The sequence below is a fragment of the Halalkalibacter oceani genome (genome assembly GCF_040544555.1).
In the GTDB taxonomy this organism is placed as follows: Bacteria; Bacillota; Bacilli; order Bacillales; family Bacillaceae_D; genus Halalkalibacter; species Halalkalibacter oceani.
In genome coordinates this window covers 21,404-36,839 of the sequence record NZ_JBEPKD010000034.1, presented here as the reverse complement: position 1 = coordinate 36,839, position 15,436 = coordinate 21,404, and the positions used below count along the sequence as shown (strand labels likewise).

At 48.7% G+C, this 15,436-nt stretch carries 16 protein-coding genes and 3 pseudogenes; 15 read left to right on the top strand and 4 right to left on the bottom strand.

The genetic code is table 11. From position 1 onward, the window contains the following. Positions 1-363: 363 nt before the first annotated feature. From ABMB67_RS21645 to ABMB67_RS21610, 10 genes and pseudogenes are all read left to right on the top strand, one after another. Positions 364-1,269, top strand: coding sequence for a diacylglycerol kinase (locus tag ABMB67_RS21645; protein WP_251194483.1), 906 nt, complete (start codon positions 364-366; stop codon positions 1,267-1,269). Between the two features lie 476 nt (positions 1,270-1,745). Beyond that, entirely contained in the window at positions 1,746-2,210 is a 465-nt protein-coding gene (locus tag ABMB67_RS21640) for a GyrI-like domain-containing protein (protein WP_354573275.1), read from the top strand. A gap of 77 nt (positions 2,211-2,287) precedes the next feature. Next, entirely contained in the window at positions 2,288-3,667 is a 1,380-nt protein-coding gene (gene rlmD, locus ABMB67_RS21635) for a 23S rRNA (uracil(1939)-C(5))-methyltransferase RlmD (RefSeq protein WP_354573276.1), read from the top strand. Between the two features lie 268 nt (positions 3,668-3,935). After that, the gene (locus ABMB67_RS21630; protein ID WP_354573274.1) at positions 3,936-4,724 is read left to right on the top strand and encodes a ParA family protein; all 789 of its coding nucleotides are present in this window, start codon (positions 3,936-3,938) and stop codon (positions 4,722-4,724) included. A gap of 139 nt (positions 4,725-4,863) precedes the next feature. Further along, positions 4,864-5,294 (top strand): annotated as a pseudogene (locus ABMB67_RS21625) (transposase); the annotation flags it as partial. 27 nt (positions 5,295-5,321) lie between these two features. Further along, positions 5,322-5,490 (top strand): annotated as a pseudogene (locus tag ABMB67_RS23495) (IS5/IS1182 family transposase); the annotation flags it as partial. Positions 5,491-5,507: 17 nt separating this feature from the next. Further along, positions 5,508-5,630, top strand: a pseudogene (locus tag ABMB67_RS23490) (DJ-1/PfpI family protein); the annotation flags it as partial. Between the two features lie 248 nt (positions 5,631-5,878). Then, a complete protein-coding gene (locus tag ABMB67_RS21620; protein ID WP_036623471.1) occupies positions 5,879-6,463 on the top strand; it encodes a TetR/AcrR family transcriptional regulator in 585 nt (194 codons plus the stop codon). 7 nt (positions 6,464-6,470) lie between these two features. After that, a complete protein-coding gene (gene map, locus ABMB67_RS21615) occupies positions 6,471-7,217 on the top strand; it encodes a type I methionyl aminopeptidase (RefSeq protein ID WP_036623469.1) in 747 nt (248 codons plus the stop codon). 1 nt (position 7,218) lies between these two features. Then, a complete protein-coding gene (locus tag ABMB67_RS21610) occupies positions 7,219-7,446 on the top strand; it encodes a WCX domain-containing protein (RefSeq protein WP_354573273.1) in 228 nt (75 codons plus the stop codon). Between the two features lie 64 nt (positions 7,447-7,510). Here the strand turns inward: ABMB67_RS21610 and ABMB67_RS21605 are convergent, their stop codons facing one another. From ABMB67_RS21605 to ABMB67_RS21590, 4 genes are all read right to left on the bottom strand, one after another. Beyond that, positions 7,511-7,912 carry a hypothetical protein gene (locus ABMB67_RS21605; protein WP_036623467.1) on the bottom strand — a complete coding sequence of 134 codons (402 nt, stop codon included), beginning with the start codon at positions 7,910-7,912 and terminating at the stop codon, positions 7,511-7,513. Between the two features lie 707 nt (positions 7,913-8,619). After that, complete coding sequence (locus ABMB67_RS21600; RefSeq protein WP_036623465.1) at positions 8,620-9,432, bottom strand: CPBP family intramembrane glutamic endopeptidase; 813 nt, start codon at positions 9,430-9,432, stop codon at positions 8,620-8,622. A 330-nt stretch (positions 9,433-9,762) separates the two neighbouring features. Next, a complete protein-coding gene (locus ABMB67_RS21595; RefSeq protein WP_036623462.1) occupies positions 9,763-11,097 on the bottom strand; it encodes a sensor histidine kinase in 1,335 nt (444 codons plus the stop codon). Position 11,098: 1 nt separating this feature from the next. Continuing rightward, positions 11,099-11,785 carry a response regulator transcription factor gene (locus ABMB67_RS21590; RefSeq protein WP_036628261.1) on the bottom strand — a complete coding sequence of 229 codons (687 nt, stop codon included), beginning with the start codon at positions 11,783-11,785 and terminating at the stop codon, positions 11,099-11,101. A 211-nt stretch (positions 11,786-11,996) separates the two neighbouring features. Here ABMB67_RS21590 and ABMB67_RS21585 point away from each other — a divergent pair, with 211 nt between their 5' ends. From ABMB67_RS21585 to trxA, 5 genes are all read left to right on the top strand, one after another. Next, entirely contained in the window at positions 11,997-12,212 is a 216-nt protein-coding gene (locus tag ABMB67_RS21585) for an SHOCT domain-containing protein (RefSeq protein WP_115311194.1), read from the top strand. A gap of 68 nt (positions 12,213-12,280) precedes the next feature. Continuing rightward, positions 12,281-13,312, top strand: a complete 1,032-nt coding sequence (locus ABMB67_RS21580) for a DJ-1/PfpI family protein (RefSeq protein ID WP_036623458.1) — start codon at positions 12,281-12,283, stop codon at positions 13,310-13,312. Positions 13,313-13,355: 43 nt separating this feature from the next. Next, positions 13,356-14,000 carry a DUF2306 domain-containing protein gene (locus tag ABMB67_RS21575; protein ID WP_036623456.1) on the top strand — a complete coding sequence of 215 codons (645 nt, stop codon included), beginning with the start codon at positions 13,356-13,358 and terminating at the stop codon, positions 13,998-14,000. Then, positions 13,997-14,767, top strand: coding sequence for a DJ-1/PfpI family protein (locus ABMB67_RS21570; protein WP_354573272.1), 771 nt, complete (start codon positions 13,997-13,999; stop codon positions 14,765-14,767). The genes ABMB67_RS21575 and ABMB67_RS21570 overlap by 4 nt, the downstream gene beginning before the upstream one ends. Before the next feature lie 345 nt (positions 14,768-15,112). Beyond that, a complete protein-coding gene (gene trxA, locus ABMB67_RS21565; RefSeq protein WP_036623452.1) occupies positions 15,113-15,427 on the top strand; it encodes a thioredoxin in 315 nt (104 codons plus the stop codon). The last annotated feature ends 9 nt before the right edge of the window (positions 15,428-15,436 follow it).

Below are 15,436 nucleotides of genomic sequence, written 5' to 3'. Positions count from 1 at the left end.
CACGCTCTTTTAAAGCCCGTTGTGAGTGGGTTTCTCACAACGGGCTTGTGGCGTGTGAAGCCATTGCCAGTAGGTCCAAAGCTAGTTTTGTCTCAGGATCTTTTTTAAACGATAAGAAAGGATAAGATTTTTGGGCTGATTCGAGGAAGGGCGGCGGCTTCGCGCGTTACGCGGAGGGCTGAAGAAATCCCGTTTTCAACCCTCCGTAAAAGATGGTAACGGCTCCGCACGCCGCTTCTAAGAAAAGCCGCTCTGCGGTTTTCTTATTCATTTGTCGTTCCTCGTGAAAAGCGGTACAATAAGGACAGAAAAATAATGACAAAAAGTGGATCATGTTAACTTTTTGTAAGTAGGGGATGCGACATGAAACGAGCTAGGCTCATTTACAATCCAACCTCAGGGCGGGAACAGATCCGTAAAAATCTCGCCTATGTTCTTGACCGGCTTGAAGGAGCCGGCTATGAAACATCAGCTCACGCGACGACCGGGGAAGGCTGCGCCAAAAGGGCCGCCCGCAAAGCCGGTGAAAACGGCTATGACCTTGTCGTCGCAGCCGGTGGGGACGGAACAATGTTTGAAGTCGTCAACGGGTTGGCCGATTTAGAGGAGCGCCCGCTGCTTGGCCTCATTCCGGCCGGCACGACAAATGATTTCGCCCGGGCCCTCGGCATTCCGCGCGATATTGAGAAAGCGTGTGATGTGCTGGCCGGCGAGCATATCGAACCGATTGATGTCGGGAGGATTGATGACCGCTACTTTATTAATATTGCTGCCGGCGGAACGCTGACGGAGCTGACCTATGAAGTGCCGAGCAAGCTGAAAACCGCGATCGGGCAGCTTGCCTACTATATTAAAGGGATCGAAAAGCTGCCGCAAATCGCGCCGACAAACGTCCGGATCGAATATGACGGCAAGCTATACGAGGGTGAAATTATGATTTTTCTCGTATCCAATACGAATTCTGTCGGCGGATTTGAAAAGCTCGCCCCCGACGCCTCCCTTCAGGATGGGATGTTTGACTTTATTATCGTGGAGAAACTATCCTTTCCAGATCTCTTACGCCTCGCAACCTTGACTTTGCGGGGAGAGCATCTACATCATCCGAAAGTAAAATATGTCCAAGCTAACAGAATCAAGATTCAGGTGGAAGGAAAAATGCAGCTGAATTTAGACGGCGAATATGGAGGCATTTTACCTGCTGAATTCGTCAATATGTATCACCACTTTCACATGCTCACCCCTAAGGAAAGAAAGCTGAAGAAAAAATAAATGTCTCCTTTGAGTGATGGGCTGACTCCAAACCCCCGTTTTCCGGATTGCTGAAAGGAAAAATACCTTTTGGCAAAATGAAACGCAGCGGGGAAGCTGTCTGTAGAATAACGACGGGCGACCTTTTCGGGATACTTCGGGGCGTCGGCTTCGCGCGTTACGCGGATGGCTGAAAGCGGGGTTCTTTCAAGCGATCCTTAAATGATTGTAGCGTCCCGAAAGCCACTTCTAAGAAAGGATGCTACGCGCTTTTCTTACGTGATTATTTTATCAGGGATCGGGGTGGAGAAGAGGTAGCGTCCTTTACACGGGGCGACAGCTTTTTTCTTCTCCGGCCTATAAGCTGGAAAATAAAGCTGTGCAGCCTTCCAATGTAGCCTCGGGGATCAATGAGATGGAGAAACGCCAGTGCACCAATCCCTATCCTATCAATGTCGAAACGAATAACATTTAATTGAAAATGGAGGGGGAGTATCATGGAGATTCAAGTAGTGACGCTAGAAGATCTTTATGTAGTCGGCTTCGCGTGGAGTGGTCCATATGCGAATTCGTCTGAAATTCCGCTTTTATTCTCGCAATTTGAGCAGCGTCTTGCTGAAATCGAAGCTCCTGTCACTACGGAATGGATTTATGCGCCATTTCATAGCCGTGAAACGGAATTCACCTATTACGTCACCTTGGCTGTTGATGAACTGCGGACGATGCCAAGCGGGATGACAGGCTTTCAGATTCCGGGAAAATCGTACGCGAAAGCAACGCATCAAGGCCCGGCTGCTGAAGTCACCGCCACTTACCGCACGATGTTTTCCTGGATAAAGGAGAACGGCTATCGGCAGAACCCGAGCGCATTAACGATAGAACGCTATGACCGCAGCAGAGACAACGCCTCGAAAGAATATCTTCAGTACGACATTTATCTTCCCTTGCAGAAAAAAGACTAAAACCGGCAGAAAAGAAACCGCTCCTTGATTTGTGGTACAATAATGAGCAGAAATTTGACCAAAAAGGACGGACAAACATGATAAAACAACAGCCACCTGTACAAAAGAATCAACAGCTTACAGTGAAAATAGAAGATCTGACCCACGAAGGCGCGGGAGTAGCCAAGGTTGAGGGCTACACGCTCTTTGTTCCAAAAGCGCTCCCCGGTGAGGTCGTGCAAATAAAAGTTATCAAAACAAACAAAGGCTACGGCTTTGCCCGCCTGCTCAGCATCGAAACAGCCAGTCCGGATCGCGTCGAACCCTCCTGTCCCATCTATCAACAATGCGGCGGCTGTCAGCTGCAGCATCTCGGCTACGACGCCCAGCTTCGCGTCAAGCAAAAGCAGGTCAAGGATGTGCTGGAACGGATTGGTGGGATTAGCGGCATTCCAGTTCATCCGACGCTCGGCATGGACGAGCCATGGCGCTACCGCAACAAATCACAGGTTCCTGTCGGAGAACGGGAAGGCGGACTGATTGCCGGCTTCTATCAGGAGCGCAGCCATCGGATCATTGATATGGATGAATGCTTGATTCAGCATGAAGAAAATGACGCCATCATCCGTACAGTGAAGCAGATCGCCAAGGAGCTCGGCATTCGCGGCTATGACGAAGACAAGCACCGCGGCACGTTGCGCCATGTCGTCGCCCGCTACGGCAAACAGACCGGCGACATCATGGTCGTCCTCATTACGAGAGGCAAAGAGCTGCCAAAACAACAGCAGCTGATTGAGGCAATTAAAAGCAAAATCCCTAATCTGAAATCAATTGTTCACAACATCAATTCAAAGCGGACCAACGTCATTTTTGGCGACGAAACACGCGTCCTCTGGGGCGATGAATACATTTACGATTCGATCGGCGAGATCAAATTCGCGATTTCGGCGCGCTCCTTCTATCAGGTCAATCCCGAGCAAACAAAGGTGCTCTACGACAAAGCGCTCGAATACGCCGACTTAAGCGGCAGCGAAACCGTCATCGACGCCTACTGCGGCATCGGCACGATTTCCCTTTTCCTCGCCCAGCGCGCCAAGCACGTCTACGGCGTCGAAATCGTACCCGACGCCATTGCCGACGCCAAGCGCAACGCCCGGCTCAACGGCATCACCAACGCCGAATTTGCCGTCGGCGAAGCGGAGAAGATCATGCCCTGGTGGTACGCCCAAGGCATCCGGCCCGACGTCATCGTCGTCGACCCGCCGCGCAAAGGCTGCGACCTGGCCCTGCTTGAGACGATGCTCAACATGAAGCCGAAGCGCGTCGTCTACGTCTCCTGCAACCCCGCCACTCTCGCCCGCGACCTGAAGGTGCTCGAAGAAGGCGGCTACACGACGAAGGAAGTACAGCCGGTAGATATGTTTCCGCAATCAACGCATGTGGAGTGCGTAATAGGAATATGTCGAGACGATACGTAGAAGTACTGAATTATCAGTATTCTGCAAAGTATGCTTCGTTTACGACTAATGGAAAGGACTACAGGAATAAGGTGTTAAACGATAAAATCGAGGTTTCTATTGTTCTCGACTTGGAATGGATAGATACACCTAGTGATTTTTAATTGAAAACAAGAATATCCAAGAGAGCGTCCTTATCGGGGCGTTCTCTTTTTATATAGATATTTCTTCAAAGAGCCGGTTGTCCCTCTCAGGCAGCCGGCATTTTTCATGAAAGGAGGAACAGCGAATGACGAAGGTGATTGCTCTTGCCAATCAGAAAGGCGGTGTCGGCAAAACGACTACGGCTGTTAATTTGGGTATTGGCTTGGCGACTGAAGGTAAAAAGGTTCTTCTAGTGGATGCGGATGCACAAGGCAATTTGACAGATGCGTTGGGTTACCGCGAACCGGATAATTTGTCAATTTCTTTGGCTACACTGCTCGTTAAAAATATGTTGGAAGAATCGTATCCGCCCCAAAAAGGCATTTTGCACCATCCCGAAGGGATTGACCTAATGCCCGGTAACATCGAATTGTCTGCTGTTGAAGTCTCGCTTGTCAATACAATGAGCAGGGAAACGATCTTGCGCTCCTATATAGACAAGGTGAAAAAGGACTATGATTATGTCCTTATTGACTGTATGCCCAGCTTGGGCATGTTGACCATCAATGCACTGGCGGCCGCTGATAGCGTCATCATTCCGGTTCAGGCGCATTATTTACCGGCGAAAGGAATGACGCAGCTTTTGCAAACCGTTTCCCGTGTCCGACGCCAAATCAACCCGAAGTTGCTGGTAGATGGCGTGCTGCTGACGATGGTGGACAACCGGACCAACTTTGCCAAGGATATTTCCTTTGTTCTTCGGCGTGATTATGGAGACAAGCTGCGTGTGTTTCAAACGGAAATTCCGCTTTCCATCCGTGCGGCGGAAACGAGCGCCAAGGGGAAGAGCATTTATAAGCATGATCCGAACGGACAAGTAGCCGAAGCGTATGCGGCATTTACAAAGGAGCATTCCTGTAATGAATTATATTGAACTTTGAAAAAGAAGAGTACCTCCAGTATTATGGGGTTCGGTCGAGTAAGCACAAGGGATTCGGGATTTGTATGTCGAAATCATATGCAAAGGAATCTTCGGAAAACAGCCCAAAATCCTTGCAGAAGGAGCGATGAAAATGTTCAAGACGACAGCACACCTCGACAATCAATTGATCCTGCCTGGCGATTTCTTTCTTCCCTTCGGCGGAAAACTGGATGAAGGGAATCGCTGGGTTCAGTTGGCTCAGTTGGTGTCGTGGGCGGCGGCTGAACAGAAATACGGTCGTTTCTTCAAAGACACCTTCCGCGGTCAGCAAACGATCAGCCTGCGGATGGGCTCGGCGCGCTGATCATTCAGGAGCGCATGCAGTTGACCGATAGAGAAACCCTGGCGTCGATCAGCGAGAATCCCTATATGCAATACTTCATCGGTTTGCCCGGATTTGTCATGAAGCCGCCGTTCCACCATTCCATGATGACGCATTTCCGCAAACGTCTGACGGACGTGCTGGCCGAGCTGAACGAGATCATCGCCACCGAGGGCGCGAAGGAAATGAGAGACGATGACAACGATCCAAGCAACGTGATCGGCGGCGCCACCGGAAGCGTCCGAACTTGAGACCGATGAGGCCATCGATTCCACCGCGGCGTCGGAAACGCCAGAACAACCGAATCAAGGGACACTGTTGGTGGACGCCACCTGCGCCCCGGCGGATGTGGCGTATCCGACCGATCTGAATTTGCTGAATGAAGCGCGGGATAAAAATCGTTCAGCAAACCCGAATCAGGGCCCCAAATCGCGAATGCTGTAGAACAGTTATTCGAGTACGAGAAAAGAGGCACGGTGTGGCGAGCGGAAGGCATTGCGCCGGTCGACTTTAATATGAGTCCAAAATCGCCCTAATCTGTACAACTTGCTGCCTCGCTTTTATGACACAACGAAAGACAAAATCATCGTTTAAAAAAGCGAGCTCCCTTTCTCTACATGGGGCTCGCTTTTCGAGATTCGCAGCTGAGCAAAGTTCAACGATCGTTATCCGTGAGGAACTTAATGCTGCTACTGTCGCCTGAATATTTGCATCTCCTCGCCCCATGCTTTATTATATTTTCATCGACAAATTTGCAGGTCTAAACAAGGAGGTTCATTCGTCCATGTGCCCCCGTACCAAAGAACAAAATGAGCTGATCCGCATGCAGCGCAGAGAACAGATCCTGGACGCCGCCGCGCACGCCTACTTCCGCACGGGAGGCAGCTTTGATATTCGCGACGTCGCCCGCGAGGCCAAACTCGGTTACGGCACGGTATACCATTATTACCCCAACCGACATTTATTAATCGAAGATGTGCTGGATAGCGGCTTCGAGCGATGCGAGCAAGCCCTGGCAGAATGGGCGAATATCAGAGGCGGAAGCCCGAATGATAGTCAACTGTTGACGTATTGCAAGGCGTTGCTCCGGCTGTGGCAGTCGGATGCCCGCGCATATCTCGTCTACAAAATGGCGGCGGAACATTATGCAGGCTTGCCTGAGAAGGATCGGCACCCCGTCAAGAGACGATTCATGGAACGCTTGTACGTCCCGCTTCAATCGATCGCCCGGCGCGAAGACGACAGCGTCGACCATATGCTTGTCGTGCTGGTCGGCTGCAGCGGGCTACGCTACTATACGGGCGCTTCCGAGTTGGACGTCGATCGAATCGCCCAGCTCGCAATGCAAGCTATTACGAAGGAGTCCTGATACGAACATGATTATCCTAAAAAGCAAGCATGAAATTGAGGCCATCCGCAAGGCATGCCAAGTGGTGGCCGAATGCCATCGCACGATCGCCCCGCTCATCAAACCGGGCATCACGACGAACGAGATTGATCGCATATTCGAGGACATTATTTTGAAGCATGGCGCCAAGCCATACGAGAAGGGCTACAAGGGCTATCCATATGCGACGTGCGCCTCCGTCAACGACGTGATCGCGCATGGATTTCCTAGCGATAAGCCACTTGAGGAAGGCGATATCGTGACGATCGACACGGTTGCGGAGCTCGACGGCTGGCTCGGCGATTCGGCCTGGAGCTATGCGGTCGGGAAGATCTCGCCTACGGCCGAGAAGCTGATGCGCGTCACGAAGGAATGCCTTGACCTCGGCATCGCGCAGGCGCAGCCCGGCAATCGGCTCGGTGACGTGACAAGCGCGATCCAGCGGCATGCGGAGTCGCACGGCTTCGGCGTCGTGCGCGACCTTCTCGCCCATGGCATCGGTCGTGACCTGCACGAGGAGCCGACTTATGTGCATATCGGCAATCCCGGCAAAGGCCCCCGCATCAAGGAAGGCATGGTGTTCACGATCGAGCCCATGATCACCGAAGGCACCTATTACATGACAATCGATCCGGACGGCTGGACCGCGCGGACGCTGGACCGTAAGCTTGCCGCCCAATACGAGCATACGATCGCCATCACGGCTGAAGGTCCACAAATCCTGACGGCGCAATAGAATGATTAGTAGTCGACCAACGGGATGGTCGGCTGCGGAGGCTGCCACAGCTTTGCCTGCCAATGGATGGGTCGAGGAGGAGGTCGAGTTCCATACGCTCGACTCCGCTTGCTCCATTGTGCTCGGTTATGGAAGACAAGTGAAAGCGCTCATGCCCGCCGAGATGAGGGACGCGGTCCGGGCGGAAGCGCAAACCATGTGCCCGTTATACGATGAATCGTGCACGTGATTGGAACCCCAGCTGATCTCCCGTCAAGATCCGGCTTCTCCGATCATCTGCAGTTCAATTTGCTTCATTTCATAACCTTTTTAAAGGTTTCCCTTTTTTCTTCAACAGACGAATGAAGGTGCTCCCACTTGTTATCCAAACGTTTTACCTCTTGGTCGATCTCATCCATCTGAAGGGAGGAGTCACGAAAGGCCTTTTTCGTTTGTTCAATTCGCGGTTTTTGCCGATTCAACCGCTCAAGCCACTCTTTGTAGTAAAAACGGGAAAATTCAATAAGATGATGCTCCTCAAGAGGCGCCCCCTCCCATGTACGACCAATAAAACGAATCATCTCCTGCGGCAGATAACTCGTGTGCAAGCGCGGTTCGACAGGAAGATCCAACGCTTCGGGCAGCCGGCTAATCGAGTGTGTAATGTAGACTAAAAGTACCCCGAAAGAGCAAAGTGAAATCCCCGGAAAAAACAAGCAGAAATCCCCCAATAAATCGTGGGGGAATAGACCGCAACAGAAGACTCCTGTATCCTATTCATAGAGAGAAGCGAAAGGTTATGGGGACGGGGAGATGCTCAAGATGGGACAGATCGAGACGATCAAAGATTTATCCGGGTTTTATTTTTATATTCGACTAATTAAAACTGCTTACCAGTATTCGTTCACACACTGCTCAAGAAAAAATGAGCTCTGCGAAATTATCCAAGCGTAAGAAATCGCCGCCCAGCTCTCGTCAACGAAAGCGAGCGGCGACAACTCGGCTGACACGAGGTCTGTCAAAGAACTGCTGGTCATCCAGGAGCTTTATCGTCATCATCGCGCTGCTGCACGCTAGACCCGTCGTGCACGGCTAAAAAGCGAAATGTTCAGCATGCCCTGCTTAAACGATACGCGCCAATCCTCACCTGTCTCATACCTGTGCCCATGGTGTCTGGGCACTCGACCTCGCCATCGATTGTGGTGAATCAGAAATACGTGGGGTGCTGCACCGTTATCGTCAGGAACAACTGTTTATGCGGTCAGGGGTGAAACTGTCGCGTCAGTCGATAGCGAACTGGCTGATCGCAGACACGAGCAGCGGGTAGTGGCTCTCACCACTGTACGGCTAAATGGACGCCGAATGACTGAAACGGGATATCATGCAGTAGTTATCTTGCCAGATTACCACTACATTGATCTGTTCATTCACTCGTCCTCGGCCAGCCGCCAGTTGTCCATGTTTTCTCCAAGTATCCGACAACCGCCCACGCCATCAGACTGCTCACAATCGTGAACGGTGTTTCCGGGTACAGACTGATCAAAGTAAAACTGACCGTATTGTTCAAGGCATGCAACACCATCACAAGCAGGATGGAGCCTGATCGTTCAAAGATAAAATTGGTGATATAGTTCATGGCGACGATGGACGCTGTAAATCCAATCAGAGAAGGCACAAGAACAGCCAGCCCCGCGTCCACATACAAAATAAAGAGCAGCGGATAGTGCCATAATGCCCAGATGAAGCCCCCCTTCCATGCAGCGTGCCAGAAATCTTGTTCCCTTGTCTTCAAATAAGGATACAGATATCCGCGCCAACCAAACTCCTCGGTTCCGCTTGTCAGCACATTTGAAATGAAATATCCGATTACGGATAACGCAACCGCTTGCCATGTTGCATCCGCCAAACTGCTGAGCAGGATGCTGAGTACGAACATCGGAATTGCGATCACGATCGGAATAGATAATGCGAAACGGATATCAGCTCGACCCGGACGTCTGAACAGTATAACTCCCTCTCGGGTACGGACCGCAAGGAATCCGAGCAAAGGACCGAACACGCCTAGTGCGAATAACAGTTGAACAATGGAAAAATTTCCGGCAAGATGAAAAATCGTCATATCCGTTCGTAAAAAATGGTCTGTCGATCTGCTCCACCGATAAGCTGAAATCCAACACCCCCATGTCCAACCGAAAGAAATGATCAGATACACAATCAATGCTGATTTCCGAATCATGTTTATTTCTCCTTTTCTGTTCATCTACAATGAAAAGCTCTCAGGATCTTTTCCCAAGAGCTTCATTGCAATGGTCGTTACCGATGGCAGGAAAATCTCAACCTTTCGGAAATGATTTGTGTTGATTAAGTTATCATAACATGAGCGGAAACTGCGTCCAAGACGGAGGCTCCATGGCTAATTGTAATTCTTTTGGTATCATGGCTTTTCAATCAGGGTATTTGAGGTATGCCTTTTATCTGCTGGCGCTATCCCACAAAGCAAAGAACTTCAGGGGATGTTTCCTTATTGTGATCAGGAAAATTGTCCAGTAACGTTCGTTCTTCGATTTTAGCCTGGGTTAGTTACAGGTATCCAACCCGTTAGCAGCGCTCCGCCTTCCGAATGGTTGCCTGCGGAGAGCTCACCTCCGTGAAGCCTTACAATTCGTTGTGAAATGGTCAGCCCTAATCCGCTACCTCCAGTTGAACGATTTCTAGATGCTTCACCACGATATAGAGGTTCAAAAACTCGATGTAGTTCTTCCGAGGAGAAGCCCGGGCCGGTATCACGGATCATAAACTTTATTTTGTTACCTTCTTTATAACATTGAACAACAATTTCACCATACGAGGGTGTGTGTCTGACGGCATTATCCAACAAATTGTTCATCGCTCGTTCCAATAAATGCACATCACCGTTAATGAAGCAGTCGTCTTCAATATGGGTCGAAATCGAGAGGTTCTTTTGGCGAGCTAGCGGACTTAAACTGTCAATCGATTTCAGGATGATGAATTTAATATCAATCTTCTGATGATGAAGATCCATCTGCACATGCTCCATCTTTGTAAATGTGAACAGGTCCTCTACCAACCGGTCCAATTGCGCCGATTTTTCCTTACAAACGGCCAAATATTTGGTTATTTTATCCGGGGATTGGGCAATGCCTTGTTCCAGACCATCCAAGTAACCTCGTAAAGCGAACAATGGGGTACGCAAATCATGAGCGACAGCTGTAATGACGAATCGGCGCTCTTCTTCCAATTCCGCTTGTTTTTGAAAAGCTTTTTGCATTCCATTCACCATCATTTCGAATGCATCGCGTACCTCAGAGATTTCGGTGATATAGGATCCAGGCAACTCTACGTCCCAATCTCCTGCAGCGACTTTTCTGGCTGCAAAGCTCATCTTTTCGAGAGGCTTAAGAAGAAACCTTCGCATTTCAACACCGACAATAAAAAAAGCTAACAATAGCCCGGTAAATATCGAAATGAACTTAGCCGCATTTGACTTCGGAAGATAAATAATGACCTTTCCGAGCAAATGCCCGTCCTCTATAATGGAGAACCGTTCGGTAGAAGGCAATATGCCATGGCTCTGTGGATTAGAACGGTAAATTTCTTGATCTGATGCAGATAGAATAGCCGCTTCCATTTTCGCTTGTTGCAACTCATGATGCAATTGGTTTTGCCAATTCGGATCCCTCCATTTGTTCGAATTGGTTTCGATCAGCTGTACGATCTTCTCGATCCATTGTCCTTGCAGAATCTCGGCTTGAGCTCCGTTTTTTGCGAAGCTGAGCGTTTTTGTCTCTATGAAGTGTGTTGTCACATAAAAGATCCACGGCACTAACATTAAGAAGAAGAAAAGCAGTATAGTAAACGAACGAATACGAAGTGTTCTCATCTTAACCTCCCTCGAAGCGATACCCTATTCCCCATACGTTGACTAGGTATTGAGGATGGTTCGGATCGGATTCAATTTTCTCGCGAAGTCGACCGATGTGCACCCGAATCGTATGCCTGTCACCTACCCCATTCCAAAATTTCGAAAGTATCTGTTCATATGAAAAAACATGCCTGGGGTGTTCGGCAAATAATCGCAATAATTCATATTCCCTCGGGGTGAGCACTACACTCTTCCCATCCACGAATACTTCTCTTGTGGATAGATTTAGCTTGATGCGGCCAAAATCCAAGATTCTCTCACTCATTTGCAGTTGGGAAACAGAACGTCGTAGTACAGCTTTTATCCTGGCTACAATTTCACCGGGTGAAGCGGTTTTGACAATATAATCATCGCCGCCGAGCGTCAGGCCGCGAATCTTGTCCACATCGTCGCTGCGTGCGCTCAAGAAAAGGATCGGAACGTTACTCTTCTCCCGAATCCGGCGACATAACTCAAACCCGTTTTGACCCGGCATCATGATGTCAAGAACAATACAATGAATGGAATTCTGCTCAAACAATGTCCAAGCTTGAACAGAATCGCAAGCGGTTATAACGCGATAATTTTCATACTCTAAAAAGTCGCTCAATAGTTCAACAATGCTTTGATCATCGTCTACAACCAGTATGGTACTGATTTCACTCATGAATATCCCACCTTTGAAAACTAGTTTATCATTTAACCCCATGCAACAAACAGAACCACCTAATTTGTGATGATTTGTTTATTGTTTTGTGACCTTTATACAACTTCATTTGAGATACTCGTTTGTTACGATACTTCTTGCCGAGTCGGACAGCAAATATCGCGAGTTAGGGCCCGTTCTACGCAAAAACGGATGAAGGAGGTTGACAAACTTGGAATACGGAAGTTTCTCATTTTTTCCATTCGGTGCTCTATTTTGTCTTACGCTTTTTTCTTTTGTCGCAATTCGAATTTATCTGATTCGTCATCGCTACAGAGATTCCAATCCAAAAGACCGTGACATCGCATTGATTCTAAAAGGTCGGATGGCGAGTGGTGAAATCGACGAGAAGGAATATCACAGGCTGAAGGATCTTCTGACAAAATAACTTTTCCCTGATACGATCCGCAGGTTCGAGGATCAATCTATTGACTTTGAATATGAGGAGGTTTATGGATGTTAACGGTTCAAGTCGTGCTTTTTGATGGCTTTGACCTTCTGGATGCCATTGCACCTTACGAAGTTTTTTGTGCCGCGGCAATGTATGCTGAACACGCGTTAAGCGTAGAATTCGTTACCGCTGAAGGGCCGAGATCCGTCACCAGCGGCATCAACGGGTTAAAAATTGAAGCGAGTGGCAGACTGAACCCGGAACGAACAGGCATCATTCTTGTACCTGGCGCGTCGGGCGACGTCGAAGGAGATGGGCCGAATTCGCCCCCAGCCATTCTGTCGCGGGCACTGAATACCGAATTGGTTGAAATGATTGAGCAAGCACTCGGGCAAAATGACATCATCGTTGCCACGGTTTGCGGCGGTTCCCTGTTACTGGCCATGGGAGGGCTCTTGGAGGGCAGACCAGCGGTAACGCATCATCTGGGCATGGATGTACTTGGAGCAACCGGAGCCATTCCCGTTCCTGCACGCGTAGTGGATAGCGGCAACCTGGTCACTGGTGGCGGCGTTACTTCGGGACTCGATGTAGCGCTGTATCTGGTGGAACGCGAGCTTGGACCGCGCATCGCGCACGCGGTAGAGCAACTGTTCGAATACGAACGGAGAGGAACGGTCTGGCGGGAAGAAGGAAGGGCGCCTGGCTCTCACAAGGCAGAGACCGACGAAGAAACGAACGCGACGAACAATATGGGGATGATTTATGATACCCCGGATATAAAATTACCCGGAGAATCTGACTTCGACGGGGATTGGGATACAACAATTGCTACGCCTGTTGGAAAACTGGAGGTCAAGCTCTCCATTTCCATAAGGAATGGGTTGGTCCAAGGCCAGGCTACACAAGGGGATGAGACGGTCGAGTTTATAAATCCCTTACTTCAGGACAATAAGCTCACCTGGTCGCTGCGCGTCACGAAACCTATGCGGTTAAATCTAAAATTCGAAGTTACCGTGCGTGGAGATGACATGATTGGATTCGCCAGGGCCGGCATACTGCCTGCATCCAAATTAACAGGCAAGCGTGTTACCTAACCCATAAATGCGATTTGGCAATTAAAATGAGGGGATGGATCGCATGAAGGAGTGGAAAATATCATACGGCTTATTGGCCTGCATCAGTATTCTATTTATCCTTTACGCTTTGGTGGCCAATTTTATTATCGATCCCGAAGCAAAGGCGTTTATAAGCCATAAAATCGGCCTGAAGCGCGAACTTAATCTTCCGGTCTGGATCAACGTTATGCACGTTCATGTTGCGTTTGCCTGCATCGCCATGGCGACAGGGTTGCTCAACTTCTCCAACCGCGTCCTTGAAAAAAGCCGCAAGTTCCACCGTATAAACGGCTACGTTTATTTAGTATCCGTCCTTCTTGTCGTGATTACTTCCGGATATATGGCTCCTTATGCTACCGGAGGAAAAATAAGCAGTATGGGGTTCAACGCTCTTAATCTAATATGGCTGTTTATCACCATTACGGCGCTTGTACAAATCAAAAAGAAACGCATCATTCGGCACCGGAACTGGATGATCCGAAGTTACGCCTTTTGTTTTACGAACATGACAATTCATCTCATCACCTCCCTTTTTTATCAGGGATTTGGTCTCAACTACGCTACCAGCTATACAATAGGGGTTTACGGCTCTATTGTGCTGCTGTTGATCATTCCTAACATCATTATCAGAAATATCAATCGATCCAGAAAGGCAGTGGTAGGATGAAAAAAATTATAGGAGTACTCATGTCGTTTGTACTAGTTCTATGTCTAGTTACCTCTGCAGCAAGTGCGAATTCAAAAAAAAATAATGATCCATTCAAAGACAAAAGGATGCATGTTCAAATCGTCTTGTTCGATGGTTTCGATCTGCTGGACGCATTAGCACCATACGAAGTATTTGCTGCTGCGGGAATGTACTCAAACGGAGCAGTTACTGTGGAATTGGTTTCCGCGGAAGGCAAGCGTTCTGTCCCGAGCGGTCTGAACGGGCCGACTCTCGAAGCGCAAGCTGCATTAGACCCCAAGCGTCCTGGAATCATTTTGGTGCCCGGGGCTTCGGGCAAGCCAGCAGGAAATTCGGAAGATACCATTCCGAATATTTTAAAGAAGGCCATGATGACGGGCTTGTCGGAGAAATTGAAACAAGCTTTTAACAATGAGGAAGTTATTGTAGCTACAGTATGCGGTGGTACACTGCTGCCTGCGATGGGAGGTTTGTTGAAAGATAGACATGCGGTTACCAATCAAATAGGCATGGAAGCGTTAGGAGCTCTCGGTGCAATTCCGATTGAAGCAAGAGTCGTTGAAGATGGTCCTCGCTTCGTAAGCGGGGGAGGCGTGACTTCGGGTCTTGATGTGGCCTTGTATTTGGTTGATCGTGAGTTAGGTCCTCAAATCGCAAATGCTGTAGAACAGTTATTCGAGTACGAGAAAAGAGGCACGGTGTGGCGAGCGGAAGGCATTGCGCCGATCCATTTTGACGAAAACTAATACCGATCCGATAAGAGCAACAGCGGCAGACTAGGATGATGCAAAACACCCTGGCCTGTCCGCTGTTGTTGGCTCGATCACAGGCCAAAAGAATACAACTGGCCTGGGTTTGGCTAAATTTTCTTGGGACTGACTTGCATCTTATCCAAAACAAAGTTATCATAGATACATGAAGTCTTTAATTCGAATGGAGGAGTGCTATGAAAACTCACAAGCCACTGATTATGCGTTTGAGGTGATGTTCCATTTACTGGCAACAACGCCGGACAAGATTACTAGACCCATCTTATGACAAATTAAAGATATTATATATCCATAGTATATTTAATCGAAAGGAAGATCACGATGGCTATTCAACATGCGAAAGATTCTACTTTTAATGAGATGGTGCAAACGGAAGGTATAACAGTAGTGAATTTTTGGGCCGCTTGGTGCGGTCCATGCAGAATGTTTGCACCTGTATTAGAGGAGTTTGAAAGGGAAGCAAATGATTCCATTAAAGTCGTTAAAGTTAATGTAGACGAAAATCCGGTAACCTCTTCACAATTTCAGATTATGAGCATCCCGACAACCATTATATTCAAAGATGGACAGCCTCTATATAAAGAAATAGGCATATTGTCGAAAGGTGAACTGCAGCAGCTTGTTGGCTCCAAATAAATCAACAAA